The organism is Streptomyces sp. NPDC048442 (assembly GCF_040651475.1).
GTDB lineage: Bacteria > Actinomycetota > Actinomycetes > Streptomycetales > Streptomycetaceae > Streptomyces.
Map to the genome: position 1 here is coordinate 116,327 of NZ_JBEZKB010000011.1, position 24,516 is coordinate 140,842.

Consider the following 24,516-nt stretch of genomic DNA (forward strand, 5'->3'; position numbering starts at 1 on the left):
CGTGGAGGTCCCGGCTCCGCCAGCCCTCGGACCGGGCCCAGTGGAGGGTGTCCGGCGCGGGGGACACCAGCCGGTTCAGCCGGGCGAGCGTGTCGGCGGCGTCCGCCGCGTTGCGGTCGGCGTGCTCCGGCCGGGTGGCCAGGTGGCCAGGAACTCCCGCAGCCTGCGCAGGCCCGTATCGGCGCAGGTGCCATCGGCGGTGCAGGCGCGCTCCACGGCGCGCCAGCTCCGCCGGTGGTACGGCAGGGCGTGCGCGGTAGCGAGCACCGCGGTGGCCTGCGGGGGCGTCAGGACTTCGGCCGCGGTGGCGGCGTCGAGCGCGTGACGGATGTTCACCAGCGGCTCGCTGGTGCGCCGGTACTCGGGCGCCTCGCCATGCGCCTCTGCGACCTCGTCGTCCGCGTCGATGACGCCGTCACGGTACATCCGGAAGACCACGCCGTCCCCGATCATGCCGAAAGGGTGGAGTTCGGCCGCCCGCAGCGCGCCCATGCTGGCGCAGCCCACCACCCGGACCCCGGCGGCCAGCGTGGCCAGGATCTCCTTGTGCCGCACCGGCACCACGTGGTGGTAGTAGCCGTCGATCACGACGGCGGCGTCTCCGGGCGCGAGGCCGAGCCGGAACAGGTCACCTTGCGCGATGGGCGGGCGCACCACGGCGTCCGGGGCGAGGGCCGCCACACGCGCTACGGGCAGCGTGGGCCCGACGAAGACGTAGGTGGTCATCGGAGCTCCTTCGGTGGAAGGGGGCCGGACGAGCCCGGGGCGGGGCGGTGGTCGAGTGGGAGGTGCAGGGCCTGGCCCGGGCGGCCGCAGCCGACCAGCAGCATCGACATCGACTGGCCCGTCGAGCCGGGGCCGTCCGCCAGCCCGAGGGCGCGGTCGGTTGTGGGGGTGCTCCCGTCTGAGTGGATCCGGGCCGCGAGGCCGAGGGAGGCCGCCGCGAGCGCTGCCCGCTGCAGGCTCATCCCGGTGGCGATCTGGGCCAGCCGGTACCAGCGGTCGCCGTGACAGCGCAGCCCGGACCGGACATTGGCGACCGGCAGCAGGGCGAACGCGCACTCGGACAGGCTCAGCACGGTCTGCTCGTTGGTCAGCCCGGCTCGCAGGCGGCCGGTCCACTCCGGTCCACCGACGACGGCCAGCCGGTCGTCCGGCCCACCGGTGTGCCGGTCGTACCAGTACGCCCCGGCCGGGACCGAGGTCACGCGGCCGACCAGGCAGCACATGCCGATCGGCACGGACAGGTCGACTCCGCCGCCTCCCGGACCGGCGGCAGCCCGCAGGACCGCGGCCAGCGCCTCGGCGGGGACGGGCTCGCGCAGATATCCGTGGCCCGCCGACACTCGTGCGCGCAGTCCGTGCGCCGGCACCGCCACGCCCGGCGGGAGCCGCACCGGCTCGCTTTGCGCTCCCCGGACCGGCGGCGGCTCGGGAGGTTCCGGCAGCGGTCGGGTGGCCGGTGGCTGGACCATCGCCGCCGCGTGCAGCGCCGCCGTGACCGGCAGAACGGCCGAGATGTCCGGCAACGCGTGGCTCTGGGCGACCGGGGCACCCCTGGCGACCAGGGCGGCCGCTGCGGGCCGGTCCGGTCCGGGCATCCGCGCTGCCGGCCGCGCGGGATGGTCCACGGCCAGGACGGCGGTCGCGCTCTGCCGAAGGGCCTCCAGCCCGAGCAACCCGTTGACCTGCTCGTCCCGGAACGCCAGGTGCACGGCCGCCGTGCCGCCCAGCGCCCCGGCCACGGCCTGAGCCTGCGCGGCCAGTACCCCGGTCTCCTGCTGTTGCAATCGGTAGCCGTACTCCCCGTACTTGACCCCGCTGCACCACCAGGCCGTGGTCAACACCAGCACCAGCCACGGGGGTTGGGCGGGCGGCTCGGTCAGCGTCGCCAGCAGGGCCGACCGGTGGTCGCCTGCGCGGACGGTGCGCAGCGCATGCGGCAGCGGGGCGTACTGGTACAGGCCGTCCCGGGTGGCCACCTGGACCTCGACGGGGTAGAGCCCGCCGCCGCTGGGGGCCGGGCGGCCCGCCGACTGGTGGGCCACGCCCCCGGCCGGGGCGCCGGTGGCCGGTTCCAGCGGGTGCGACCAGACGGCCCGGGTCAGTCCGGACATGCCGCGCAGCAGCTCGCCCAGCAGTGCGTCCGTCGGCGTGTCCGCCGGTGCGTGCGGTGCGTCGGCGCCGGGCCAGGGCAGCGCTCGGACGGGCCCGCCCGGGTGGTCCGGGTGGGGCGCCGGCACCGTGGACCAGTCGGCCCGGAACGGCCGGGGTCGGCGCCCGTGCGGCAGATAGGCGAGGGTGGCGGCCCCCGCAGTGGTAATCGTCATGTCCGTCCTCGGCCAGTCAGGGGAAGGGGTGCGGATACGGATTCAGCTCGGCCGACTCCAGGTCCCGGTCGCGGTGCCCGAGCCGACGCGGGGCGGAGAGCAGCCGCGGCAGCCCGTCCACCCGCCGGAACCGGTGACCGAAGCTCATCGGGACAGCGCCGGGGACGATCACCTTGACGCAGGACAGCTCAGCCGACCGGTGCTCCGACGCCGTTAGGTCGACCACGACCACGTCCAGGCCGGTGTCCAGGTAGCGCTGGACCAGCTCGGCGAGGTCCTGGCCGAGGTCCTCGTACTCCGGCCAGGGCAGCTCCCGCGCGAGGCTGCCCGTGGGCACGGCGGGCCCGTCGCGAAACAGGAAGTCGAGCCGCTCGAAGGCCTCTGGATGCCCGTACAGCTGGGCGTGGTCCTCCATCTCCTCGACGGCGTCCGGGTCGGCCAGCAGCCGGGCCGCCCGGGCCCGGTCGTGCTGCTTGACGGCTCCGGCCAGGAAGCCGGTGAGCTCGTCCAGCGCGCGGAGCAGGGCCCGTTCGGGGTCGAGATGGGCGCCTGCGCCGCACAGCAGCGCCGGATGGTCCGCGCGTCCGTACAGGTCCTGCGCGGCCACCCAGAAGGCGGGCACGCGCTGCTCCAGCACGGTGGCGAAGGCGTGCAGTTGGTAGCCGTGCTCCTGCCGGGTCCGCTCAGTGAGCAGCGGGATGCGCCGGTCCGCAGCCGAGTCGAGATCGACCCGGGGGGCGGGCAGGCGGGTGTACCAGGTGGTCAGGAAGGCGTCCCGCTCGGCGACTTCGAGCAGTCCGTGCAGTGCGGCCTCCGTCCAGGACCCACCGAGGGCGAGCCCGTTGGAGGTCTCGTAGACGAACCGCCGATCGCCCGGCCCGGTCGGGCCGAAGCACGTGTAGCTCTGCGGCACCAGGACCGGCCGCTCCCGGGCGAAGGAGTACCCCCACAGCCAGCCGATCGGCTCCGCGGGGTCGAACTCCGCCAGAGGGAAGCCGGGGCGGCGGTGCTGGCCGGGAGAGTGCAGGCCGAGCGAGAACGGATCGACGGCGTCCGACGCGACCTCGTCGAACCGCGCGGTGACGGGGGCGAGCGGGCTGCGCGGTCGCTCGCCGCCGTACCGCTCCAGCGCCTCCAGGACGGCGGTGAGCCGGGCCGTGGCGAAGTCCCGGGCCCGGCCGTGCCCGAAGCCAGTGGCGTCCTCGGCGAGAGCGGGTGCCAGCCGGGCGACGGCGCAGGCCGCGTTCGGCTCCGCCCAGGTGTCGACGGCGGACACCAGCCCGGTTACCGGGTCGGCGTAGCACCGCTCCAGCCCTTCCGGCGAGAGGCTGCGGAGCCGGGTGCTGCCCGGGTCCGGCTTCGGTGCCGGGGACCAGCGGGGCCGGGCGGCGGCCGGGCCGGGGACCAGCGGGGCGGCGCAGAGCGGGCAGCGCGAGTCGGGAACCACCAGGTGGCGGGTCACCGCCAGGGTGGTGAGGTCCAGGCGCAGCCGAGCCCCGGCGGTACGTGCGTCCGTCGGATCGGCGTCAGCCAGCTGCCGCGCCTCGTCGGCGACCAGCAGGGCAAGTGGCTCCAGCGCGAACGGTCCGGGTGCCGACTGCGCCGTCGGGCCCTCGGTGAGCAGGGCGCGGAGTCCGGCCGGGTGCGGGCTGTTCGCCGGGTGCCGACGGTCGGCGCACTCCGGGCAGCCCGGGGTGCGCGGCAGCACCGCGGGGCCGAGCAGGGCGGTGCCGCTGTCCAGCCGCAGCGGGAGCCAGGCCCGGTCGGAGCCGGCTGCCCAGGCACGGGCGATCCGACGGTGCGTTTCGTCGCCGAACGGGTCCTCGGCAACGAGCACGCGGGCGTCGGGGCCGGGCGGGTGCGGCAGGTGCCGGTCGGATACGGGGGCGGTCAGCAGCGGGCGGGGGGCCAGCTCCGCGCGGAGGGCAGCGGCCAGCCAGTCGGCGCCAAGCAGGGCCACACTCGCGGCGGGGTCACGGCCGGGCATCGGTCATCACCACCTGGACGAGGTAGGGGAGCAGGGCGGTGGCCTGGGCATCCTGGTCGAGTGGGACGGCGACCGCGTGCAGCCCCCGGGCGTGCAGGGCCACCGCGAGCGGCTGCCAGGGCTGCGGTCCTGGCGGGACCGGGCGGGTGGGTGCGCCGGTGGACAGTTCTGGGGCGGCCGAGCCGCCGGGGCCGACTGCCGTACGGAACTGCCAGGCGAGCAGCGCCCGTTCCGCCGCGGCAGCCCGGGCGGTGGCCCAGCTGGGGCCGGCGGCGAGGCCGGTGTCGGGGCCGATGCGGACCTCGCAGACAGGGATGCCGAACAGCTCGGTGAGGTCGCGGAGCCCGGGCGCCGCGATGGTGTGCAGAAGCCCGAGCAACCGCTCGCCGCGCTCGTGCGGCTGCCGCTCGCCGGCGCCAGCCGCCAGCGGGCCAGCAGGCCGGTGGGCCTTGTGCCGTCCGGCGTGCTGTTCGACATGTCGTTCGACCTGCTGGTAGAGGCCGGTGAGCACTGCCTCGGCCCAGCTGAGGCCTGCCGCGGTACCGGCTCGGGTGCGAGGGGCGGGCACCTGGACGAGGTCGCCGGTGACCAGGTCCTGGCCCCAGACCAGGCCGTCGTCGGGGCCGGGTCGTGCGACGACGAGCGCGGCGTACGCGGCGAGGCCGGCGAGCAGGGCGCGCAGCCGGGCTTCGTCGCGGTCGAGGCCGTGGCCGAGGACCATGGACGGTTGGGGCGCTCCGGGCCGGTCCGACCGGAAGGGGTCCGCGGGCTCGGCCCAGCAGCTCCACAACGGTGACTGCGGCAGGTTGCCCTCGTCCACGGCGCGGAGCAGCCCGGTGCGGGGGTCGACGGCGCGCGCCGCGCGGTGCAGCAGATCCTGCGGGTCAGCGGGAGCGCCACTCACACGGTCCTGCAGCGCGGCCCGGGCACGGGCCTCTCCAGGCCTGCCGCCCGGTCGCGCGCCGTCGATCCGGGTGGTGCCGAGGCAGTGCGCGGGCTGCTGCACGGGTCGGTCCGCCGGGTGCGGCAGGGCGTGGTGACGGCTCGCCTCCAGGGTCCGCAGGTCGACCCGGACGAGGTCGGTGCCGCCGGGCGGGGCCGATCGTCCGGGGCCCGGGGAGAGGGGTTCGGACGCCGACGGCTCAGCGAGGCCGGTCGCGCGGCGGAACCAGCCCAGCAGCAGCTGATGGGCGAGCAGCGCCGGCACCGGGCCGGCGAGCCTGCATGCGGCCCAGGCGTCGGCCCCGCCCTCCCGCCCGGCCGGACCGGTCGCTGGTTCCAGCCGCCGCCACGATGAGCCGGCGTCCGGTCCGGCTGGAGCGGCCGGGCGGATCCAGGCTTCGTCCCCGGCCGCCAGCAGCTGCCCGAGCACAGCACCCGACCGGGAACAGTGCTCGGCCACCGCTCGGACCTCACCGGTGTCCGTGCCGGTGCACACGTGGAGCACCGTGGCTTCCCCGAGCGCCGCGACCTTGTCCAGTGAGGCGTGGAGCACCACCTCCTGCCGCCGGTCCCGGAGGACCGCCGCGGCCTGCTCGGCCAGTTGGTCGGCCGCAGTGCCGCTCGCGACCACCTCCACCCGGCGGCAGCCGGTGCGTACCGCTGCCGGCACAAGGGCCGCCACCAGGGGGCCGTCGCCGGCCACCACCAGGCGGTGGTCGCGGTAGCGCTGGAACCGGTGGTCCGCCGAGTCGAGCGCGTACCCGACGAACGCGATCAGGTCGGCATATTCCCGCCGCTCCTCCTCGCTCAGGCCGTGCGGCCGGTCTTCCCGCGCGTCGGCGACGAACCCGGCCCGGTGCAGCAGCCGCACCAGGTCGCCGACCACGGCCCCCTTCTTCGGGGACAGCCCCGCCGTCAGCTCGGCCAGCGAGTGCTCCCCGGTCAGGTGCGGGGCCAGCCGCTCCAGCCAAGTGCCGGCGCCGCCGCCCGGCACCATGAAAGAGCCCCGCGATCCCTGCACGAACACCCCGCCCTCGACAGGGGCGAAGCGCACGTCCTCCTTCAGGCGCGGTCGCACGGGCCCTCCCCCGTACCGCGGTCGAAGGGGGCCGGGTGCGCGGCCACGTAGGCGCGGCCACGCTCCTCCGCGGAGACCCCGAAGAGGTCCTCGACGGTATTGGCGACCAGGTGGCAGAGCAGCAAGCGCTGCCTCGGCACGATGCCCAGCCGGTTGAGTTGGGTGTAGAGCACGTTGATCGCCAGCCGGTGACTGCGGTGCCAGACGGTGGCGAGCACCTCCTGCTGGTAGGTCGGATTGACCAGCAGCAGGTCCAGGTACGAGTTCTGCCCGTCCGTCGGCGACAGCCCGATCGGCACCTGCGGGGTCTGCGGCAGGTGGTGGTCCAGTGAGATCTGCCCCGCCTCAAGCAACGGCTCCGCGGCGGCCTTGACCTCGGCGGTGTGCTGCGCCCACCACCGGACGAAGGGCACCTGCCCGTCGCCGTCCAGGGTCTCCAGGACGGCGGAGACCCGCCGTTCCAGCGCGGGCCGCCTGCTGCGGTACTCCGCGTCGAGCGCGTTCCGCACCGCCGACGGGTCCTGGCAGCGGCTCAGAAAGCCCTCGGCATGGGCGCGGTAGGAGCTGAATCCCTTGGTGATCGGCGGGACACTCACATGGGCGAACGCGACCATCAGGTCCAGCGCGATGCCACTGCGGCTGTCGTGGCCGCCGCGCACCCGCTCCAGCATGGCGAACAGCTGCTCGCAGCTCGCCGCGTACGCGGAGTCGAGCAGCTCGGCGAGCCGTCGGCTGCCGAGGATGTGCAGCCGGTTCTCATAGGGCTCGTGCTGCAGGGTGTTGTCCGGGTGCCAGGGGAACAGCGGGCCCCGCTCGTCCTCGGCCTGCGCCATCCGGCTGTGCGCGGCGGCGTGGGCCTGCTGGTCGAGCACGGTCGTGGAGGGGGATGCGCGCAGGTACTCGGCGAGCTCGTGCCGCGCGCCGGGCAGTACGGTGTTCTGCCAGTCCTCCTCGGTGGCCATGAAGTTGAGGCGCAGATGCGGTCCGCGCCGCCAGTGCCGTGTGAGGTAGGGGCTGCCGATCTCCCCGGCGAAGCGTCGGAACAGGGGGCGGACGGCGTCGAGGACGAGGTTGTCCTTGTCCTCGGCGTAGTAGCGGACCTGGATGCTGCGCCACTGCGCGGCAGTGGCAGACTCCGCAGTCGTGGTGGTGCTTGTGGTGCTCTGGGTCTTCATGAAGTCTCCTCGGTGTCGTTCCGGCAGATGAGGGCAGCGCCGACCAGGGACCTGAGGTGCAGTTCCCGGTCGGTGGTGAGCCCCAGCCGGTTGTGCAGCAGGTGGACGCACCGCATCAGGACGACCAGGACAGCGCGGTCACCGGGCTGGAGGGCGGTGGCGTCCAGGCCGTACAGCGGGTCGGTGGCGGTGGGCGCGAGCCGGCCACCCTCGTGCAGGGCCGCGAGTTCGGCGCGCAGGCGGCGGACCGATCGCCACCAGGCCGCGCTCGGTCCACCTACCTCGGCGGGGGCGGTACCGCTCGCCAACTGCCAGCACAATTCGGCGCGTTGGCGGAGGGCGTCGGGCACCGGCGGGGCAGGCAGGCGTGGGGTCAGGGCGAACAGGGCGCCGATCCGCTCCCGGTCCGGCTCCCAGGCCGCCAGCGCCAGCAGCTGGGCGGTCAGCGCGAAGGCGGCCCGCTGCCGCAGGTCGGCGCCGGCCGTCAGCAGCTCCAGCGCGATCCGCGAGGAGTCGGTGAAGTGCCGCTCCACCGCAGCCACCGCTTCCGGCCCGCCGTAGGCCCGGTACTCGGGCCGGTAGGGTATGCGCTCGACACCGTCCCGGGTGCGGATCCGCCGGTCGAAGTCGTGCAGCCCCTCAGCTTGGGCCAACTGCCCCGAGAGCCGGGCCAGTTCGTCGGCCGACGGACGCTTATCGGCTGGCCGTCCGGCCAGCCAGCCGACCAGTGCGTCGGTGGCCTGTGCGGTGACGGCTGCCGGGGAGGCGGTCGCATCGGCGGGCGCGCACCGCAGCCGCAGCCGCAGGTGCGGCCCTCCCTCCCAGTAGCGGAGGAAGAAGTGGCCGGTGATCAGGCCCCGGTGCTCCAGCGTTGCCAGCAGCGGGGCCACCGCCCCGGTGAGCAGTGCGTCCGTGCCGCTGGTGTGGAAGGCGTGCAGGCTCACCCACGGCCGGTCAGTCACGGTGGACCCCCTGCTCGGTGAGCTCCAGGACGAACTCGGTGACCCGGCGACCGGCCTGGCCGAGGTCGGGGGCGTGGCCGAGGTCCGGCAGCGCCTCCTGGAAGAGCACCTGGCCCACGCGGTTGCGTACCAGCCGCTCCAACAGCTTGACCAGGAACCAATTGGCCAGGTCGACGTACATCGGCTTGAGGTCCTTGTCGGCGATCACGGCGCCCGTCCTTCGCCGGTCGTCCTTAACCAGCCGGACGAAACACCGGCTGGGGATGCCCTGTTCGGCAAACCAGACGGCCAGCCGGAGCAGGTACTCGGCCTCCGACTCGTGGCCGTGCCGCACCGGGACGAGCTCTGCCGGGACGGTCCAGGAGGCGCGGGCGAGGGTCACCCGGCCGAGGTCGAGCCGCGGCCGGGCGGTCACCTGCCGACGGGTGCCGTCCGGGATGTCGGCGAACAGCCACCAGGTGCCGGTCGCGGAGTTCGGGGTGTCGCCGAAGAGCTCGACCAGCAGCCGGATCGCCGGGGGGAGCTGGCTGCTGACCATGGTGCCCAGGTGGAGCGGGCGGACGGCGGGCCCCTCGTCGCCGACGCGCAACTCCAGCCGCCCGGACGCGCGGTTGGGCGCCACCACGAGCGCGGACAACGGGACACGGTCGGCAGCTCTCCGCGCACCGGTCACCCCCGGCAGGTCGATCGTCAGCCGGACCGAGGGGCTGCGCAGGTTGACGTTGCTGTCGAAGCAGCCGTCGTTCTCCGCGAGCAGCTCGTCGTCCCCGTCGAGCACCCGGGCGGCCCGCTCGGCGGCCGGGGAGCCGGTGAGTTCGAGCATCCGGTGCAGTCGGCTGCGGTACTGCCCGTAGCCGGGGCCCACCCCATTGAGTACCAGCCGGACGTCCTCGTCGGCCGCTGGACCCGCCGCCTGCTGCGCGTACACGGAGATCGAGCGTGCGGGCATGACGTACGAGGGCCAGGAGCCGAGCTGCTCGGCGAGCGCGTCGCGGTCCACTGCGGCGATTCCCGGTGATTGCTCCGGGGCGGACCGCAGCAGCTCCAGCAGTCGCTGCCGCAGTTGGTGCAGAGTCCGCACCCGGGCGACGGTGCTGGTCGCAGTGGAGTGTTCGGCGCCTGCGGTCTGCCGGACCAGCGCGCGCAGCTCAGCGGCCGCCCCCCGCTCCGGCGCGCCGACGGCCATGGAACGCAGCAGGTCCCGGTAGTACACCGTGTACGGCACCCGGGCGCCGGGCCCGTACCGCTCGGCGAACGCGGGTGCGGCGACCAGCGCGACGACGGTGTCGTGCCGGAACACGGCTAGCAGCCGACGCAGCAGGTCCAGGTCGTCCAAGGCCGGCTGCCAGCGTGTCCGGTTGCAGTTCAGGACAGGGTCGGACAGCACGGCGTTCTCGTGGAAGAGGTTCTTCCTCGGCAGAGCCGCGGCATACGTCTCCTGGATGCCCGGCAGCGCGAACAGCCGTTCCACCGAGGCCTCCACCTGGGTGTGCCGGGCCCGCCGGCCGGCCACTTCGGTCAGGTCCGGGTAGCGGCGGATGGCCCCCCGGAGCGTGCCGAGTGTCTGCCGGAGGGCCTCGCTGTCGGGGATCGTCACGCCGTCCAGCCAGCTGTCCACCCAGCCGAGCAGCTCACCGAGCGGGTCGTGCGACTGGTCGGCGAAGGGCAGTTGGAGGTCGAGCAGCCCCGTCGCGAGCAGCCGGTCCACCAAGGCGACGGCCGGCTCGCCCCCGCCGAGGTGGGCGCGGAGCGCGGCCACCGTGGTGCCGTCCGCCCCGACCTGCTCCAGGCAGGCCCGCAGCGTCGCGCTCGCGGTGACGCCATGGACCTCGCCCGAGCGGTCGCGGCCGGTGAACCACAGGCTGCCGTCCTGTTCGACGGCGCTCGGATTGACCCGTACATGCAGTGAGGCGGCCGCCTCCGGATGCCGGGCCAGGGCGCGGGCCGCCTTCTGCGCCAGCCACACGTTGGGCTCCACCGCGCTGCGCCAGGACCAACGGCCGGTCGGCTGCACCGCCGGGCCGTGCGGCACCCAGCAGGCCGACCCGGTGAGGGTGAAGGTCGCGTACGGACTGGTCTTGGCCACTATCCGGGTCAGGTACTTGGCGAGCTTCAGCGGCACCGTGCGGTCCGGCTCGGCGGTGTCGGGCCCGGTGAGCCAGGCGTCGAGTTCGTCCGAGAGGGCGGGGCTCCCCTGGACGAGGCCAAAGCGCAGGGCGTCATCCGCAACGTGGTGGCGCAGCCGCGATCGGGCCCTGTGCTGCTCGGCCGTGAACACAGCGGGCAGGTCCTCGGGGGTCCGGTCGGCCTCGGCCAGCCGCGCGGCCCACTGTTCGACCTCGGCCAAAAGGTCGGCGGGCAGTGCGGCACGGACCTCGGCGCGCCGCAGCGCGCCGGTCGGCGGACGGGAGTTGTGCAGGTCACGGCGGAGCGCGACCAGGGCGGGCTTGAGCGGGTGTCCGGCGTGGTCGCCGATCAGCACGTAGCAGTGGTCGGCGAGGGCGCGTCCCTCCTGTGCCAGCCGGGCCCGCTCGGCGACAGCGCGCCGGACGGTCTCCCAGGTGGCGGGGGAGCGCAGCTCCTCCAGCGCGGTGACGGGCAGTCCGGCGACCCGGACCAGGACCAGATCGGAGACGGTGGCCGTGGCGGAACGGCCCGGATTGCGAACCATGTACTTCTCCCGGAGTGGTCGACTCTCCGGGCGCCCGACTCGGCGGCACCGGAGGAACAGCGGGTGCCCCATGAGCTGGGACACCCGCTGGTAGTGCTGTGCGTCAGACGACAAGACTGCCGAGCTTGGTCCGGATGCAACCGGGGCAGGAGGCCCCGATCTCGGTCACGGCGTGACCGGTGGCCAGCGACTCGAACGACGCGTCCTGCGGAAGCTCGATGGTGTCGATGTCCAGCTTGTCGAGGTCGGCGAGCAGCTTGTCGGTGTTCATATCCGGCTCCTTCGAGTTGGGTGCACCACCGTGGTGCACCGCTTGTCGAAACCTTCACCGGCCGACATCTATGGCAGGACTACGGCAGGTCTACGGCACGGTGTCGGCCCGGCGGAGGTCAAGGCGCCCCGGGACCTGGCGGGCACGGTCGAGCCAACCATTGTCAAGAAGCGCCAGAGGCGCCTGACCGGTGTGAAGGAGATGGTGCTGTCCCTGCCGCGAAGGGCCTGACGCACGGGGAAATCTCCGCGCACCTGGCCGAGGCCAACGCTGCGAGCGTGTCCAAGGCGATCAATACCCCAATCACCGACAAGGTGAGGGAGGGCATGGCGGAATGGTTCAGCCGGCCGCTGGACCGCGTCTATCCGGTCCTGTTCGTCGATGCCGTCAACAAGATTTGTGACGGGCAGGTCGCGAACCGTCCGGTCTACGAGGTGATGGCCGTGACCGCCGACGGCCGCACGCGCCCCCCTCGGACGCGGCAGTTCTCCGGAGGTGGAGACGCCATGCTAGAAGGCTGGCCGACCCACAGCTACCCGCTTCCACCCGCAGGTGAAACTGTTCGGAGCGCCTTGGCGGTCAAGGTGACCTGAAATGCTCCGGCGCACCCCTTCCCCAGGTCAGAGGGCATTCAACTCTGGCATATGCGCCCACTGGCCGAGACAGGCAGCCTTCCGCAGGGCGCTCCGCCGGCACAGATCGAAAGTGGACGGATCCACCCCCATCGCAGGCCCGACCTGATGCATAGTCAGGCCCAGCCTGTAGTAGAGGACCAGGGCATCCGCCCCGCGCGGGCCGAGGACCTGGTGAAGCATGCGTGCGGTAGCCGTACGGTGGGAGGCGGTCGTCGCGCAGAGCAGCGCCCACCCCAGCGCGGAGGGAACAGCGCTCCGCAGGACCGTGTGCCACGGGGCACCGAGCTCACGGAAGGCGACGTCGGCGAGGCGCCCCCCGGTGACCGCGCATCCGGTGACGGAGCTGGCGTACTGCCGGTAGACCCGCCCGTAGTCCTGGCAGAAAGCGGCATAGGACGTGGCGGTTCCCGGGCCGGTGCAAAGGCGCGGGGCAAGTCGTACGGGCTTCCTTACCTCGGGCGCGGCGGCGTTCTGCGGTCCAGAAGAGCTGGATTGCCGCAGCATCGAGAACCTCACCTCTGATGGTCCGTCGGGAAGTGTGCTGGGTGCGCGCCGGAAGGCGCAGCACGCTGCAAGGAACGGGCTAAGCCATGGGTAAGCCGTGCGAGCGTGCGCTGCGTTCAGTGTGAGACCGGTGGCCGCCTCGTCCGAAGCGGCCACCGGTCTCACACTCCGGGCCGTCGGGGCATCAGCACGTGCGGCGGATCCTCAGATACGTCAGCCCGCTGCGGTCGGCGAAAGTGGCCACCGACACCGCGCACAACAGCTGGACTGGAAACGATTCGGGCCGCACAACGGCGGCGACCACAACTCCAAGTGCCAGTGCGGATCCGAAGCGAAGCGTCAGCACGGTGATACTCCGCACTCCGGTTTGCACGGCATCCGAGATCGGAATGCTAATTTCGGGCGCTGCCGGGAGGATCCTCGCGATCCCCCGGCGGACGTGCTGCATCATGCCCTTCTCCTTACGTCGGGTTCGGTTCGGCACGGCGGGGAGGGTTCCGGCGCTGATGGCAACCAACTCGGAGCCTTTCCGGTGCCTTTCCGCACGCTGATCGCGCAGCGCACGCCTCCGCCGAACAGCGAAAACCGTGAAAACGGATCAGGGAACTCCACAACGCGAGGGACCGATCGGCCGACAGGACGGCCAACGGCCCCAGAAGAGACTTCACCCGAACAAGGATGAAGGAACCCGGTCGACATTAGTCGCGAATTTTCAGGGGCGGCATGAAAGCCTCCTCCGCCACTCTGACGAGGGTCACTCCTTCGAGTGGTCTGGTCTTCGAGTGACGGCCTGGTGGTGAAAGCTCGCACCCACAACCGAGGGCTCACTTGGTCGGTCTGAGCGTTCGTGGTCGCCGTCCTGGGTATCACCTCGGATATCTAGGATGAAGAGCCTGTGGGGCACCGTCGGCACGGGTGAACATGTCGCCGAGTGGCGTCAGTTGTGGGTGACCGCGATGAGCAGTCCGGCAGCGGTGGCCGTGAGCATCATTGCGGCAAGAGCCCCGGTGACCGAAAACGCCCAGGCGGGACAGTGGTGGAGCACGGGCCGCAACGCCGGTGCCAACGAGCAGACTGACCACGAGCAGCAGCAGAACTAGAAGAAGCGGTCAGGGTCATGCGGGCCGTCCCTTCCAGGCGGCTGCCGCAGCGGCACGCTCGGTGTGCCGTTTCCGGTGCGGGTGTGGCGCATGAGCCCCTTCGGCGGAAGCACCGCCCAGGCGGTGTGTGGGAGGGCTTCGATCCGCCGATCTTCTTGCGGGATTCGGCCCCGGCAACGAAGTTCCAGGCTGCGTTCTGTGCCTCCTACACCTTGCCCCGGGCCGACGCGGTCGCCGTCGGCCCGGACAACGTCAACCACCTGTGGGAGCTGACCGAAGACCTGGCATACGAGATCGACGATCAGGCCGTCCGGGAGTATCGGCAGCTCCTCACGGCACGTCAGCGCCCTTGAAGGTCCTCCAACAGCGAGTCGACCGCCTTCCGCGCAGGAGCCAAACGGGGGTCTTCGGGCTCGGCATTGGGCCGAGGATCTTCGCGAAGAAGCGCAGTAGATCCTGCGCGTCGCGATCCGCAAGGGCCTACCAGGCCAGGTGAGCGGCGACTTCGTTACGGAAGAGCGTCTGCAGCCCGTCCATGGTCTGGGCCTGCAGCAGGATGCCCGTGGCGGGGTCGAGTGTGAAGTGGCAGGTGAGGCCTTCTTCCGGGGCCCAGGCGCTGAAGGGGAAGGTGCGCATGGGCCGGACCACGGCGATGACGGAGGCCGGCCCGGCCCCCGTGACCTCTGCGAGGTGCGACACGATGCGGGCCGGGGTGAGCAGTTCCGCGAGTCTGGCGGCTGCGGGGTCGGCCTGGTCGGGTTCGTAGTCGCCGCTCATTTCCACCGTCCTCGCGGTCGCGCCCCGAGGGGTGACGGCCCAGGAGCGGTGGGACGGCACACTTGCGACCGACAGTTCCGATCCGATCTCCGGATCGGTCGTGACGTCGGCGCTCAGCCGTACGGGATCGAGCAGGCTGGTCGCCATGCGCGCCAGCACGCAGCAAGCTGCTCCCTTCGTGCTCTCTGATGCCCACGGCTCATCGGCGCTCGGTGAACTTTCGTCCGCAGAAGTACGCAGGTGGCGAAGACGACCGGAGCGGAAACACCCCTGTGCGTCGTAGGCGCGGGCGTGCAGGAGGAATCCGGTGGCGGTGTCCACGCCGACAGTCAGGTGAGCCGCCCCCGGCGGGAGCCAGGGGTCCTGTGGGTCGGCGGCCCGGGGATTCGGGACCAGCGTGACGTCGACGCAGGGACGTCCCTCGCTCCAGGCGCATTGCCCGGCCGATGCGCCGGCCACGCCGCTCACCAGTCGAGCGGGATCACAGAGTGAGAGGAGAGGGTCGCCGGCGGCTTCGTCCTCCCGGCGCAGACGGGCGCTGGATTCGGAATCGATATGGAGTCGCCCCGTGGACGGGACCTCTGCTTCGCCGAAGCGCTCCACGCCGTGCCAGCCGTAGCGGCCGGAGAGGTCTTTCGGAACACGGTGCTGAACGTATTGCGCCTCCGCGCCGAACCGGACGTCTTCTGCCACTGCGGCGGCCATGCGCCCAAGGGCCCAGCGAGCCAGACCCGCGTGATCGCGAGCCATGGCGCTCAGGGGGTGGGGAGTTTCCACGATGCCCAGTTCTCCGGTTCGCCGGGGCGGCCCGAGGGCCACTGCACGTACAGGATGCGGTACGGGTGATCCTGAGGCGCAGGGGCAAGCGTCTCGATCCGCCACCGGTGGCCGCCGAGCGACGCAATACGGCATCCGGGCCTTGTGATGCCCTCTCCACACGCCAGTACCCGCTGGTTGTCCGGACTTTCATCCGGAATGCCTGCCCGGTCGACGGTCTTGTGCGTCATGAAAGACGCGTACCAGGGGCGCCCCGGACCTGCGACCTCCACTGACAGAGAGTCCTCCGGTCGCACGGCGTGCCCTCGTTCCCACGCGAGTTTCTTCGGCGGATGGTGGGCACCACTCCCCGGCCAGTGGCCGGCCACCAGCGGTAGGACGGCGTCGTGTTGACCTTCGCGTGCGCTCGGCACACCCGCCACGGAGTCAGGAGGAGATTCACCACCTTGCCGACTGGTCCCGCACGACGCCAGGGTGACCATCAGACAGGCGGTGCCCGCCGCGGCAGCCATCCCCCGCATCAGCGCTTCTTGCACGTGATCTCGCTGTCGTTCTGGTTGTAGACGTGCGCTGAGCCCTTGCCCTGCGGGCCCGACACATAGAAGCGCGCCTGCCCTTTGTAGCGGTACTTCGTTCCGGCCTTGCAACCCTTGGGGGCAACCACGCGCAGCTTGCGCGTGTTCTTCCTCCCGTCCTTGGCCGTCTTCAATTGTTCCCAGCCGTACCAGCGGGATCGGTAGAGACTGCCCTCGGTCGAGACGTTAGTGGCAACCATCTTGCATGCCGTGTCGAAGTGCACATTGATCGTGTAGTTCTTCGTGTGCGAACTGTGCGGAGAGTCGACCTTCCCACTACAGAGGTATGGCAATCTGGGAGCCCTGGCCTCGCGAGGCGTCTCGGCCAGGTCGGCCTGCCCCCGAACGGCGTTGCCAGTCTCCACGACCCGTCCGTCGGCGACTGCACTGCCTTGCCCCGAAGACAGAGCGAATGCAGCGAGCACCGCAACCGTCAGAACCATTCCACAACGTTGTGACATGACACTCCGATGTGCTGGGCCAACAATGTGACCAGGCGGCAGGAACGAACCCTGTATAGCCACATCAGAGCGAATGAAAGGGCTGAAGCGGCGCGAATTCATCCAGACGGCCCTGCCCGATGACCACACTCCCTCGCTGCCCGACACGCCAACGGCCTTATCATCTTGTGTCAATCAAGTGACACGCCCTCTGAGGCAGGGGCTTCCCCACCAGACCTTCCCAGTCCGGACAACGCATGCTGTTCCGCTTGGTCATACGCCGAGGCGAGCGCGCGCACTCTCGAACCACTCCATCTGCCACCCCCACCTTCAGGACAGCAGACCGCACCGCGCACGTCACGCCCTAGCGTGAAACTGGGAGCGCGCACTGCTGGCTCGCACCCTCAACGTGCCCTGGCGTCAGCCTGCCGGAGCGGCATCTGGCCTGGCTGCGGAGCGGCAACAGGCACTGCTCGCGGGGCCGCTGCCGGCAGCGGCCCCCACCGCTCAGGTCCGGAACGAACACCAACCACCACTCGTCCAACCTGCACGCCTCTGAGTCCTTGAACTCACCCAATCATCAGGGAAGGCAGCATGACCGGCGACGACTGGAAGCGGGTTATGAGCCAGGCCGCGGCACTCGGCGTCAAGAAGATCCAATTCATCGGCGAAGCCACGCTTCACCCCGACTTCGTCGAGCTCGTGGAACATGCCCTGGCAGAAGGGCTCGGGGTTCAGGTGTACTCCAACTTGTACCGCGTGCGCCATGAGCACGGGGCACTTTTCGCCCGGCCCGGCGTCAACCTCGCGACGTCGTACTACGCCGACACCTACGCGGGGCACGACCAGGCAACCGGCCGCAAGGGCTCTCACTCCGCGACCCTCGCGAACATCATCGAGGCCCTCCGGCGCGGTATTCGCAGGCCCGGCACGACGCATAGGACGCCGCCGACTGCGATGCCTTCATTCGAAACATCCACGCCCAGTACGGGCCTCTGCTCGTCCGGTACGCCACCCGGCTGCTGGACGGCGACTGGCACACGGCGCAGGACATCTTCCAGGAGACCGCGGCCCGCGCCTGGAGGCACGCCGGGCTACTGAACACCCGCGGCGGGCACATCCGGCCGTGGCTGTTCACCGTGACGAGAAACCTCGTCATCGACCACCTCCGAACCCGGCAGATCCGGCCACTGGAGTACCGGCAGAGGACCTGGACGCCTCCTGGGACAGCACGGAATCCACGATCACCACCCACGTGGTGCTGAAAGCCGTGCGGGAGCTGACCGAACAGCAGCAAACCGTCATCCGCCTCATGTACGTCCTGGAATGCACCGTGGCCCAGGTGGCCGAGCACCTCGCCGTCCCGCCGCCGAAGGCGCTGAAGAGCACGAGCAGCGCGAAGATCACCACGCCGGCGACCGCGAGGCGGTTGCGCAGGAAGCGCCGCAGGTAGAGCCGGCCGCGGCCGAGGCCTCTACGCGGCTGGGCGGTATCGATCGCTGTCGCCATGTCAGTTCACCCGCACCCTCGGGTCGAGGAAGACCGTGGCGATGTCGGCGAGGATCGCGCCGATCGCGGTCAGTACCGCGGCGAAGGCGGCCGTCGCGACCGCGCCGTGCACGTCGTTCTTGCTGATGGTCTGGATGAAGTAGCGACCCATGCCGTTCCAGCCGAAGATCGTCTCGGTGATGATGGCTCCGGTGAATATGGCGGGCACGCTGAACGCCACGGAGGCAGCCGTCGGTATCAGCGCGGCCCGCAGGGCGTGCCTGCGGACGGCCTGGCTGCGGGTGAGGCCGGTGGCCTGGGCCGTACGTACGAAATCGGCGTTGATCGTGTCGAGCAGCAGCGAACGCTGCGTCAGGTGGTAGCCCACGTAGCCCATCAGCGTCAGGGTCAGCGTCGGCAGGATCAGGTGGAGGAGACGGTCACCGATCGTCGGGAGCAGCCCCTCGACGCCTGGTGAGTTCTCCCCGGCGACGTAGAGGAAGTCGAGCCCGGCGTGCTGGCCCAGCCAGATGGCGACGAAGACCACGGCGAGTGCGGCGACGGACGTCGGTACGTTGAACACCGCGATGGATATGGCCTGTGAAACCCGGTCGGCCGTGCCGTATTGGCGTGCGGCGGTGTAGACGGCGAGCGCAACACCGATCACGACGGACAGGACGGTCGCCGTGACGACCAGCTGGGCGCTGACGAGCGCGCGGTAACCCATCTCACCGTTGACGGAAACACCGGTGGGTGACTGGCCCCAGTCGAAGTCGGAGATCACCGAGGTGAGCCAATTCCACCACCGTTGCACCAGCGGCATCCCGGGGTCGAGGTTGTACGGGGCGAGGGCCCGGGAAATCTGCGCCTCGCTGCGGACGGGCCGCAAATCCTTGAAGTTCGATCGCGGGTCCAGGAACCAACTGGCCAGGAAATAGGTGGCGTTGGTCGCGACCGCGATCATCAGGAGCCAGCCGCCCGCCTTGCGCATTACATGGCGCACGGTGCGGACCGCCCCCTCATCACACACGTGGGATGCGCCGGGACGGCGCCGGAGAAGCAGGACGAGTACATGTGTGGTGGAGCTTTCTGCGGGCGTACGGGTACGGAACGGTGCCACGAAGGGGCGAATGTCAGCTTGGTCCGTACCTGGATGGCCGCACCAGGTTTTGGCCGGTTTAGCCACAAGGCCGCAACGTTGCGGCAAGAACCGCAATGCTGCCGTAGCAGAATGATCTTCGATATGCCGCAAACCGGTCTATCGCAGGCATGGTCCGCACGCAGTTCTCAGCGGCGCGTGCCGAGGGGGCCGGGGTGGCGTCGGTGCCCACCGTCACGGGCAAGCCATAGCGGTTTTGGCATCTCGGCCGCCAGCACCGGTAAGGGATTTGGCGTGCTCCGGGAATCGGAATTCTCGGTAGCGTGGCCATCTGCTGCATGGTGTGCCCATGTGTCCATATGTCCGGCTGGTCCGTGCGAGGGCTTCCGGCGGAGAGTGACGAGGCTGCAATGAGTGAACGGACCAAGCCCGAGGTCGACGTTCCGGAGGGTGACGCTCCTACCGAGTTGACCATCCGGGACCTGGTCGTCGGGGACGGCGCTGAGGTGAAGCCGGGCATGGTGGTCAGGGTCCACTATGTCGGGGTGACCTTCGAGTCCGGGAAGGAGTTCGACGCCTCCTGGGACAGGGGCGAGGCGTTCAAGTTCGGCCTGGGCAGTGGCAAGGTCATCAAGGGCTGGGACCGGGGGGTGAGGGGCATGAAGGTCGGCGGTCGGCGCGAGATCATCGTTCCCCCGCGTCTCGGCTACGGCAATCAGTCGCCCTCGCCGTTGATCCCGCCGGGCTCGACCCTGGTTTTCGTGGTGGACCTGCTCGACTCGTATTCCAGCACAGCAGGGTGGAGCAACGCCTAGCGACCCTGGCGCTGTCACCGGGGCCACCGGCTGCATCGGAGGTTCGGTCGCCGATCTGCTGCTGCGTTCCGGACACCAGGTCGAGGGATGCCCTCGTGATGTCAGGCGGCGCGCTCAACGTGGCGGACCAACCACATCAGCAGCGCATCCAGGTCGGCGACGGCCGAGAGGACCCGGTCGACCGCCTCGGGCGTGTGCAGCCACTCCTCGCAGCCGAGCGGACGGGCTGCGATCAGCGAACGATGGCGCAGCAGGTTCGAACGGGAGTGGTCCGCCGGATAGCCACGCGGGGGGCGTTTCATCACGTCCCCGGAGATCTCGTAGCCCTTCTTCCGCACATCCTCGACGATGGCGGACAGTTCGAGGCCACTCCCCCCGGAGGCCACGGCCTTGCGGAACATGTCCACCTGGCCGGGATCGGGGTACCACCAGGCGCCCTGGATCCGCAGGCCGTCGAGGGCGAACCGGAGACCGATCTCAATCTTGCGGCCGAGCCGGATCACCGCGCCCTGGTGCTGCCACCACCAGGAGTCGGTGCGGTAGTGCCAGACGGAGAAGTCCTCGTACCGAGGGTCGGTGTCCGCGACTTCGTTGAGGAGGGCGATCATCGGCTGCCGGACCAGGCATTCACGGTCCGCGCGGTAGCGCTCGCGGATCGCGTGGGTCGGCTCGCCCTGGAGCTGCCACAACACTTCCATGGCCTGCTCCGGCCAGCCGGTGAACTGTCCGCGCATGCGCGCACTTTAGCTCCCCCGTGATCGGCGCGCGGAGAACGAGGCGGGGCTGCAGCGGATTGGCCGCCTGGCCGGGGGATGGTGGAGGTGTCGATCCGGTGGCGCGTTGATCCTGCGCAGCTCGGACAGGACCTCGCTCAGACCGTCCACATCCTCGGCCTTCCCGAATGCCGTGGCGGATCCGGCCGTCCGGTCGCCGTCACCGCTCCGCTCGATTCCGCAGGCTGGAACCGTTCGTACGGGCGCACCCGGCACGCTCCGCTGCGGCGGCCCCAGCCCGACTTCCCGTACGCACACCTCGCCCTTCGTCGCCGGCCACCCGCTGTTCTGCTGTCGTCCGGGTGTTGTCACCGGTAGTGGGTCTGCGCCAAGGCGTAGCGCGCGGTCTGTTCCCTCACCCTTCGAGGATGCTGCGGGCTACAGGTAGAGGGCGTACCCCGTACCGGCCTTGTACTTGGAGCCCACGGTCGAGCAGTAGGCATAGGACTTGCTGTAGTTGCTGGCGGAGGCTCCCTGTACCCACCGGCCGTTCTTGCACTGGGCAACTGCGATGTAGGGACCGCCGGAGCAGGCAATACCGAAGGTGGTGCCGTCCGTCCACGGGGCCTTGCAGGCCAGCTGCCCCGCACTCGCGGGAGCAGTGGTGGCCAGCAGGCTCCCGCAGGTCAGTGCGAGGGCGGTCAACGTCGTGCGAACCATGCGCTTCATCAGGTCTCTCCAGCGCTCGTGAGCCGGAGCCCGTCTCCGGCCGGCAAGGCAGACCTTGGCAGGCGGGGCAGGGAGTGGGAACCGCGTCCCTCTGTCCGGGACATGTCCCGGACAGAGGGACCTCGCGAGGGTTCGGGCGGTGAGCCATCCTGCAAAATCCTCGGCGCGGGCAGTGGCTCCCCTCGCGGGGCAAACGTCGTGGAACCACGTAAGCCTTGGCCTGCCGTTCCGGCACAAGGCCGTACGGGGGGGGCAGGGGCGCCGAACCTGGCGCGAACCCGGCGTCCCCCCGTACGGGCGCTACCGCCGCGGGACCGGGGTGCGGGTATCGACCGCGGCGAGCCAGGCGTCGGCGATCAGGCGGTGGCCGAGAGGGCTCGGGTGGACGCCGTCCGGGGCCAGTTCCGCCGCTTCCCGGTCCTGTACCGCGCGGAGCAGGGCGAGGTCCGCGCGGACCACCTGGGCTCCGTTGCCCCGAGCTGCCCGCAGCACGGCTTCGGTACGGGGCACCAGGTCGTCGAACCAGCCTTCCTGCTCCGGGGTGACGGGAAGCAGGAAGGGGGTGATGACTACCAGCCGTGCGGCGAGGGTCTGCGCGGTGCTCGCCAGAAGGCGGTCGAGGCACGCTTCGAACTCGTGGACGGGGCTGGGGAGTCCGCTGTCGTAGTGCCGCCAGGTGTCGTTGATTCCGATCTTGACCGTGACCACGGTGGGCCGGAGATCGGTGACGTCGGTGGTCCAGCGGGATTCGAGGTCGTACACACGATTGCCGTTGAGTCCCTTGTTGATGACCCGGGGGGAGGGCCCCGGGGTGGGGCCGGACCCCGCGTTCGCCCGGTCGCGCAGGGTCTGCGCGATCTCGTGGACGTATCCGTTGCCGAGCGAGGTGGGATCTGCCCGGGCGCGGCCCGCGTCGGTGATGGAGTCACCGATGAACAGGAGTGTGTCGTCTCCCTTGATGTGCATGTCTGCCGTCCTGGCGTCGCGTGTGGGGTGGCGTGGGGGACGAGACGATCGTTGCTTTCCCACCTGCCGGTCGACTACCGCTGATGAATTGGTCGTTGCGCTGCGGCGCGCCGCAGCGTCGCGGCCTCGCGTGCCAGCACGGTGGGGTCGTCGCCTGGCACGAACTCCAGCAGTGCCTCGACGCGCCGGCCGTTCAGCAGGCGGAGTGCGGCGGCCCACAGGGCCTCGCGTTCGGCCAGCCGCAGCCGGGTGTTGCCCGGCCACCACGAGAAGGCGTGCACGGCGGTGACCCGGTCGCCGAGCTCGGCGAGGCCGGACAGGGCCTCCTCGTCGGGGACGTCGAGCGGCGGCTGCCAGTAGGTGCGGACGTTGTCCGCGCCCACCTCGTCCAGCAGTTGGACGGTCGAGGCGACGGTGTCGGTGAGCGTTCCCTGATGGAACTCCGGTGCGAGCTCCAGTCCGTGGTCCGCAGCGATCCGGCCCGCCTCCCGGAGACAGGCCACGGTCGTGTGCCGTTCGTCCGGCGAGGTGGCCCGCGATCCGGTTCCGCCCGCCCAGACCCGTACCCGTGGCGCCCCGAGGAGCACCGCGGCCTGGGCGACGGCCGGGAATTCGGCCAGTTCGCCCGGGGTGGCGCGGAAGTACGAGCCGTACGAACAGCAGGCGAGCTCGTACCGGTCGGAAACCTCACGGACCGCGCGGACGGTACCGGGTTCCCCGGGCGGCGCGTGCACGTCCGCTCCCCACTCGACCACCTCCAGGCCCGCGTCCGCGGCGCACCGCGCGACCTCGGCGGCGGGCAGCCGGCGGAAGGTGACCGAGCACAGGCCGAGCCTGGTCACGCCGGCGTCGGGCCCGGCCGGTCGACGGCTCGCGGTGTCGTCCGCCACGCCCCGCCTCAACTTCTCGGTCACTCCATGCCTTTCCGGCGTTGTCCTGCGGAAGCTCTTGGGTGGTCCACCCGGGGGCGGGGCGTGCGGACCGGGTCGTCCGTGCCCCGTCCCCGGGTGCCGTTCATGCTGCGTTCGGGCCCACGTCCGCGGCGGTGAGAGGGTGCCGGAGAGCGGGAGTTGTGGCGTACTCGTCGGCGCCGATGTCGCGCGCGCTGCCGCGCTGGTCCCCGTCGATGTCGTCGGCCACCGCCGGGCTGCCCAGCGTGGCGGCACCGATCGCAGGGCTGCCCGACGACAGTCGCAGGACACCGTCCTGGCCCCGGGCGAGGCGGGGATCGGCCCGGGTGTAGCCACCGGAGGGGATGTTGCCGTTGCTGGCACTCCCCCACAGCATGTTGGACTGCCAGGTGAACCCGGAGGTGGCTCCCATCGCGACGAGGCTGCCGGAACCTGCGACCAGCAGGTTGTCGGCGACGACCACGTTCCGCGGCTCGTACGTCCGGTTCTCGCCCACGAGCGTTTTGGTGTTGTTCAGCAGGGAGTTGTGCACGATCACCACTGAGTCGCAGGCGTCGTTGCCCCTCCTTTCTGCCTCCGTCTCGTCCGGGTTGTGGTCACGAGTGGATCCGCTGCCGATCACCAGCGCATTGCCCGACAGCCCGCTGAGGTAGTTGTTGGCGATCAGGTGCTTGTTTCCGTAAATGCGAATTCCGTCGGTGCCGTCGATGAGGTAATTCCCCGCCACCGTGGAGTTGTTGCCGTGCCGCAGCACGATCCCGCCGCGGCTGTCACGGATGGTGTTGTACTGGATGGTGTTGTACGAGGACTTCACCGAGATGGTCTCGGGGTCGCCGTTGCAGCGCTCGAAGAGGTTGTACTCCACCCTCGCCTCGGCGCGGGACAGCGCCCGGCCACTGACTCCGAGCCGGATCGCTTCTCCGCCGTTCAGCCCCGAGTAACTGTGGTCGGAGAAGCGGTTCTTGAAGATCTGCAGGTTGTGGGCCGCCACTCCCGTGCTGGGGTCGTCCGAGCCGGGGCCGTCGAGGACGATGAAGATGCCGGCGGTGGTCTTGTCGTGGAAGTGGTTCCTGTCGATCTTCGTGTCGTCCGCCCGCACGGCGACCCAGTCCAGGTCGCCCGTGTTCGCGAACTGGAAGTCGTTGCGGGTCAGCCGGATCGACGAGCAGCTCGCCGGGATCTCCATCTGCATGCTCTGACGGAAGGAGAAGCCGCTGATAGTGATGTTGCTCGAATTGCTGAGGACGAAGCCGCGTTGGCCTCGCAGCACGACGCCGCCGCGGGTCTTGGCGACGATGCTGATCGGCGCGGCACTGGTCCCGTTCTTGCCGGATATCTTGATCGAGCTCCCCGACGGCACGGTGTAGGTGCCGTCGGCGACGACTATCCGGTCACCGGGTGCGGCGCCGTTGATCGCGCTCTGGAGTTCGGCCAGGGAGGCGACGGGTTTGTCGGCCGCCGATGCGCTGCCCGACAGCAAGGTGGTCAGGGGCACGGCGGCGAGTGCTGCCACCGCGGTGCTTCTGAGGAACGTGCGTCGTTGCATGGTGTCTCTCCTGCGGGGATGAGGC

At 70.9% G+C, this 24,516-nt stretch carries 25 protein-coding genes and 1 pseudogene; 6 read left to right on the top strand and 20 right to left on the bottom strand.

The features are described from left to right. Positions 1-75: 75 nt before the first annotated feature. From AB0D18_RS18815 to AB0D18_RS18850, 8 genes are all read right to left on the bottom strand, one after another. Positions 76-726, bottom strand: a complete 651-nt coding sequence (locus tag AB0D18_RS18815) for a TfuA-like protein (RefSeq protein WP_362419232.1) — start codon at positions 724-726, stop codon at positions 76-78. Then, positions 723-2,330, bottom strand: a complete 1,608-nt coding sequence (locus AB0D18_RS18820) for a SagB family peptide dehydrogenase (protein ID WP_362419235.1) — start codon at positions 2,328-2,330, stop codon at positions 723-725. Before AB0D18_RS18820 ends, AB0D18_RS18815 begins: the two co-directional genes overlap by 4 nt. Positions 2,331-2,346: 16 nt before the next feature. Further along, a complete protein-coding gene (locus tag AB0D18_RS18825) occupies positions 2,347-4,317 on the bottom strand; it encodes a TOMM precursor leader peptide-binding protein (protein WP_362419238.1) in 1,971 nt (656 codons plus the stop codon). After that, positions 4,304-6,337, bottom strand: a complete 2,034-nt coding sequence (locus AB0D18_RS18830; RefSeq protein WP_362419241.1) for a hypothetical protein — start codon at positions 6,335-6,337, stop codon at positions 4,304-4,306. The genes AB0D18_RS18825 and AB0D18_RS18830 overlap by 14 nt, the downstream gene beginning before the upstream one ends. After that, complete coding sequence (locus tag AB0D18_RS18835; protein ID WP_362419244.1) at positions 6,322-7,512, bottom strand: thiopeptide maturation pyridine synthase; 1,191 nt, start codon at positions 7,510-7,512, stop codon at positions 6,322-6,324. Before AB0D18_RS18835 ends, AB0D18_RS18830 begins: the two co-directional genes overlap by 16 nt. Continuing rightward, on the bottom strand, positions 7,509-8,474 hold the full coding sequence (locus AB0D18_RS18840; protein ID WP_362419247.1) for a lantibiotic dehydratase C-terminal domain-containing protein: 966 nt from the start codon (positions 8,472-8,474) through the stop codon (positions 7,509-7,511). Before AB0D18_RS18840 ends, AB0D18_RS18835 begins: the two co-directional genes overlap by 4 nt. Then, entirely contained in the window at positions 8,467-11,145 is a 2,679-nt protein-coding gene (locus tag AB0D18_RS18845) for a lantibiotic dehydratase (RefSeq protein WP_362419250.1), read from the bottom strand. Before AB0D18_RS18845 ends, AB0D18_RS18840 begins: the two co-directional genes overlap by 8 nt. A 103-nt stretch (positions 11,146-11,248) precedes the next feature. Further along, positions 11,249-11,416 (bottom strand): thiomuracin/GE37468 family thiazolyl RiPP peptide, encoded by a 168-nt coding sequence (locus tag AB0D18_RS18850; RefSeq protein WP_362419253.1) that lies wholly within the window; start codon positions 11,414-11,416, stop codon positions 11,249-11,251. Positions 11,417-11,521: 105 nt separating this feature from the next. On the opposite strand from AB0D18_RS18850, the pseudogene AB0D18_RS18855 reads away from it, so the two are divergent. Further along, positions 11,522-11,874 (top strand): annotated as a pseudogene (locus tag AB0D18_RS18855) (transposase); the annotation flags it as partial. 162 nt (positions 11,875-12,036) lie between these two features. Here the strand turns inward: AB0D18_RS18855 and AB0D18_RS18860 are convergent. Both AB0D18_RS18860 and AB0D18_RS18865 read right to left on the bottom strand, forming a co-directional pair. Beyond that, entirely contained in the window at positions 12,037-12,555 is a 519-nt protein-coding gene (locus AB0D18_RS18860; RefSeq protein WP_362419256.1) for a hypothetical protein, read from the bottom strand. 184 nt (positions 12,556-12,739) lie between these two features. Next, positions 12,740-13,006 carry a hypothetical protein gene (locus AB0D18_RS18865; protein ID WP_362419259.1) on the bottom strand — a complete coding sequence of 89 codons (267 nt, stop codon included), beginning with the start codon at positions 13,004-13,006 and terminating at the stop codon, positions 12,740-12,742. Positions 13,007-13,439: 433 nt separating this feature from the next. Here AB0D18_RS18865 and AB0D18_RS18870 point away from each other — a divergent pair, with 433 nt between their 5' ends. Next, entirely contained in the window at positions 13,440-13,655 is a 216-nt protein-coding gene (locus AB0D18_RS18870; RefSeq protein ID WP_362419262.1) for a hypothetical protein, read from the top strand. A gap of 83 nt (positions 13,656-13,738) precedes the next feature. Then, positions 13,739-14,008 (top strand): hypothetical protein, encoded by a 270-nt coding sequence (locus tag AB0D18_RS18875; protein ID WP_362419265.1) that lies wholly within the window; start codon positions 13,739-13,741, stop codon positions 14,006-14,008. Positions 14,009-14,135: 127 nt separating this feature from the next. Here the strand turns inward: AB0D18_RS18875 and AB0D18_RS18880 are convergent, their stop codons facing one another. The 3 genes from AB0D18_RS18880 to AB0D18_RS18890 form a co-directional block, all read right to left on the bottom strand. Continuing rightward, positions 14,136-14,579, bottom strand: a complete 444-nt coding sequence (locus AB0D18_RS18880; protein WP_362419268.1) for a hypothetical protein — start codon at positions 14,577-14,579, stop codon at positions 14,136-14,138. Positions 14,580-15,187: 608 nt separating this feature from the next. Further along, a complete protein-coding gene (locus tag AB0D18_RS18885; protein ID WP_362419271.1) occupies positions 15,188-15,439 on the bottom strand; it encodes a hypothetical protein in 252 nt (83 codons plus the stop codon). A gap of 290 nt (positions 15,440-15,729) precedes the next feature. Next, the gene (locus tag AB0D18_RS18890) at positions 15,730-16,227 is read right to left on the bottom strand and encodes a hypothetical protein (protein ID WP_362419274.1); all 498 of its coding nucleotides are present in this window, start codon (positions 16,225-16,227) and stop codon (positions 15,730-15,732) included. Between the two features lie 591 nt (positions 16,228-16,818). On the opposite strand from AB0D18_RS18890, the gene AB0D18_RS18895 reads away from it, so the two are divergent. Together AB0D18_RS18895 and AB0D18_RS18900 are read left to right on the top strand one after the other, a co-directional pair. Further along, a complete protein-coding gene (locus AB0D18_RS18895; RefSeq protein WP_362419276.1) occupies positions 16,819-17,325 on the top strand; it encodes a hypothetical protein in 507 nt (168 codons plus the stop codon). Then, the gene (locus AB0D18_RS18900) at positions 17,247-17,489 is read left to right on the top strand and encodes a sigma factor (protein ID WP_362419478.1); all 243 of its coding nucleotides are present in this window, start codon (positions 17,247-17,249) and stop codon (positions 17,487-17,489) included. The genes AB0D18_RS18895 and AB0D18_RS18900 overlap by 79 nt, the downstream gene beginning before the upstream one ends. Here the strand turns inward: AB0D18_RS18900 and AB0D18_RS18905 are convergent. Together AB0D18_RS18905 and AB0D18_RS18910 are read right to left on the bottom strand one after the other, a co-directional pair. Next, complete coding sequence (locus AB0D18_RS18905) at positions 17,380-17,733, bottom strand: hypothetical protein (RefSeq protein WP_362419278.1); 354 nt, start codon at positions 17,731-17,733, stop codon at positions 17,380-17,382. The genes AB0D18_RS18900 and AB0D18_RS18905 overlap by 110 nt on opposite strands. Before the next feature lies 1 nt (position 17,734). After that, entirely contained in the window at positions 17,735-18,703 is a 969-nt protein-coding gene (locus AB0D18_RS18910) for an ABC transporter permease (protein ID WP_362419481.1), read from the bottom strand. Between the two features lie 518 nt (positions 18,704-19,221). Between AB0D18_RS18910 and AB0D18_RS18915 the strand changes: the two genes are divergently transcribed. Then, a complete protein-coding gene (locus AB0D18_RS18915; protein WP_362419281.1) occupies positions 19,222-19,626 on the top strand; it encodes an FKBP-type peptidyl-prolyl cis-trans isomerase in 405 nt (134 codons plus the stop codon). A gap of 101 nt (positions 19,627-19,727) precedes the next feature. On the opposite strand, the gene AB0D18_RS18920 is transcribed toward AB0D18_RS18915, so the two are convergent. The 5 genes from AB0D18_RS18920 to AB0D18_RS18940 form a co-directional block, all read right to left on the bottom strand. Further along, positions 19,728-20,360, bottom strand: coding sequence for a DUF2461 family protein (locus tag AB0D18_RS18920; protein ID WP_362419283.1), 633 nt, complete (start codon positions 20,358-20,360; stop codon positions 19,728-19,730). Between the two features lie 417 nt (positions 20,361-20,777). Next, the gene (locus AB0D18_RS18925; protein ID WP_362419286.1) at positions 20,778-21,068 is read right to left on the bottom strand and encodes a hypothetical protein; all 291 of its coding nucleotides are present in this window, start codon (positions 21,066-21,068) and stop codon (positions 20,778-20,780) included. A gap of 300 nt (positions 21,069-21,368) precedes the next feature. Next, positions 21,369-22,034 (bottom strand): SGNH/GDSL hydrolase family protein, encoded by a 666-nt coding sequence (locus AB0D18_RS18930; protein WP_362419288.1) that lies wholly within the window; start codon positions 22,032-22,034, stop codon positions 21,369-21,371. 74 nt (positions 22,035-22,108) lie between these two features. Then, positions 22,109-22,948 (bottom strand): TIM barrel protein, encoded by an 840-nt coding sequence (locus AB0D18_RS18935; RefSeq protein WP_362419291.1) that lies wholly within the window; start codon positions 22,946-22,948, stop codon positions 22,109-22,111. A 100-nt stretch (positions 22,949-23,048) separates the two neighbouring features. Continuing rightward, positions 23,049-24,491 (bottom strand): polysaccharide lyase 6 family protein, encoded by a 1,443-nt coding sequence (locus AB0D18_RS18940; RefSeq protein ID WP_362419293.1) that lies wholly within the window; start codon positions 24,489-24,491, stop codon positions 23,049-23,051. Positions 24,492-24,516: the final 25 nt, after the last annotated feature.

What these genes read in the sequence shown, in the direction of transcription:
- AB0D18_RS18815 (WP_362419232.1), bottom strand. Translation starts at nt 726, where the DNA reads ATGACCACCTACGTCTTCGTCGGGCCCACGCTGCCCGTAGCGCGTGTG.
- AB0D18_RS18820 (WP_362419235.1), bottom strand. Translation starts at nt 2,330, where the DNA reads ATGACGATTACCACTGCGGGGGCCGCCACCCTCGCCTATCTGCCGCAC.
- AB0D18_RS18825 (WP_362419238.1), bottom strand. Translation starts at nt 4,317, where the DNA reads ATGCCCGGCCGTGACCCCGCCGCGAGTGTGGCCCTGCTTGGCGCCGAC.
- AB0D18_RS18835 (WP_362419244.1), bottom strand. Translation starts at nt 7,512, where the DNA reads ATGAAGACCCAGAGCACCACAAGCACCACCACGACTGCGGAGTCTGCC.
- AB0D18_RS18845 (WP_362419250.1), bottom strand. Translation starts at nt 11,145, where the DNA reads ATGGTTCGCAATCCGGGCCGTTCCGCCACGGCCACCGTCTCCGATCTG.
- AB0D18_RS18850 (WP_362419253.1), bottom strand. Translation starts at nt 11,416, where the DNA reads ATGAACACCGACAAGCTGCTCGCCGACCTCGACAAGCTGGACATCGAC.
- AB0D18_RS18860 (WP_362419256.1), bottom strand. Translation starts at nt 12,555, where the DNA reads ATGCTGCGGCAATCCAGCTCTTCTGGACCGCAGAACGCCGCCGCGCCC.
- AB0D18_RS18865 (WP_362419259.1), bottom strand. Translation starts at nt 13,006, where the DNA reads ATGATGCAGCACGTCCGCCGGGGGATCGCGAGGATCCTCCCGGCAGCG.
- AB0D18_RS18870 (WP_362419262.1), top strand. Translation starts at nt 13,440, where the DNA reads ATGAAGAGCCTGTGGGGCACCGTCGGCACGGGTGAACATGTCGCCGAG.
- AB0D18_RS18880 (WP_362419268.1), bottom strand. Translation starts at nt 14,579, where the DNA reads ATGGCGACCAGCCTGCTCGATCCCGTACGGCTGAGCGCCGACGTCACG.
- AB0D18_RS18885 (WP_362419271.1), bottom strand. Translation starts at nt 15,439, where the DNA reads ATGACGCACAAGACCGTCGACCGGGCAGGCATTCCGGATGAAAGTCCG.
- AB0D18_RS18890 (WP_362419274.1), bottom strand. Translation starts at nt 16,227, where the DNA reads ATGGTTCTGACGGTTGCGGTGCTCGCTGCATTCGCTCTGTCTTCGGGG.
- AB0D18_RS18895 (WP_362419276.1), top strand. Translation starts at nt 16,819, where the DNA reads ATGACCGGCGACGACTGGAAGCGGGTTATGAGCCAGGCCGCGGCACTC.
- AB0D18_RS18905 (WP_362419278.1), bottom strand. Translation starts at nt 17,733, where the DNA reads ATGGCGACAGCGATCGATACCGCCCAGCCGCGTAGAGGCCTCGGCCGC.
- AB0D18_RS18910 (WP_362419481.1), bottom strand. Translation starts at nt 18,703, where the DNA reads ATGCGCAAGGCGGGCGGCTGGCTCCTGATGATCGCGGTCGCGACCAAC.
- AB0D18_RS18915 (WP_362419281.1), top strand. Translation starts at nt 19,222, where the DNA reads ATGAGTGAACGGACCAAGCCCGAGGTCGACGTTCCGGAGGGTGACGCT.
- AB0D18_RS18920 (WP_362419283.1), bottom strand. Translation starts at nt 20,360, where the DNA reads ATGCGCGGACAGTTCACCGGCTGGCCGGAGCAGGCCATGGAAGTGTTG.
- AB0D18_RS18925 (WP_362419286.1), bottom strand. Translation starts at nt 21,068, where the DNA reads ATGAAGCGCATGGTTCGCACGACGTTGACCGCCCTCGCACTGACCTGC.
- AB0D18_RS18930 (WP_362419288.1), bottom strand. Translation starts at nt 22,034, where the DNA reads ATGCACATCAAGGGAGACGACACACTCCTGTTCATCGGTGACTCCATC.
- AB0D18_RS18940 (WP_362419293.1), bottom strand. Translation starts at nt 24,491, where the DNA reads ATGCAACGACGCACGTTCCTCAGAAGCACCGCGGTGGCAGCACTCGCC.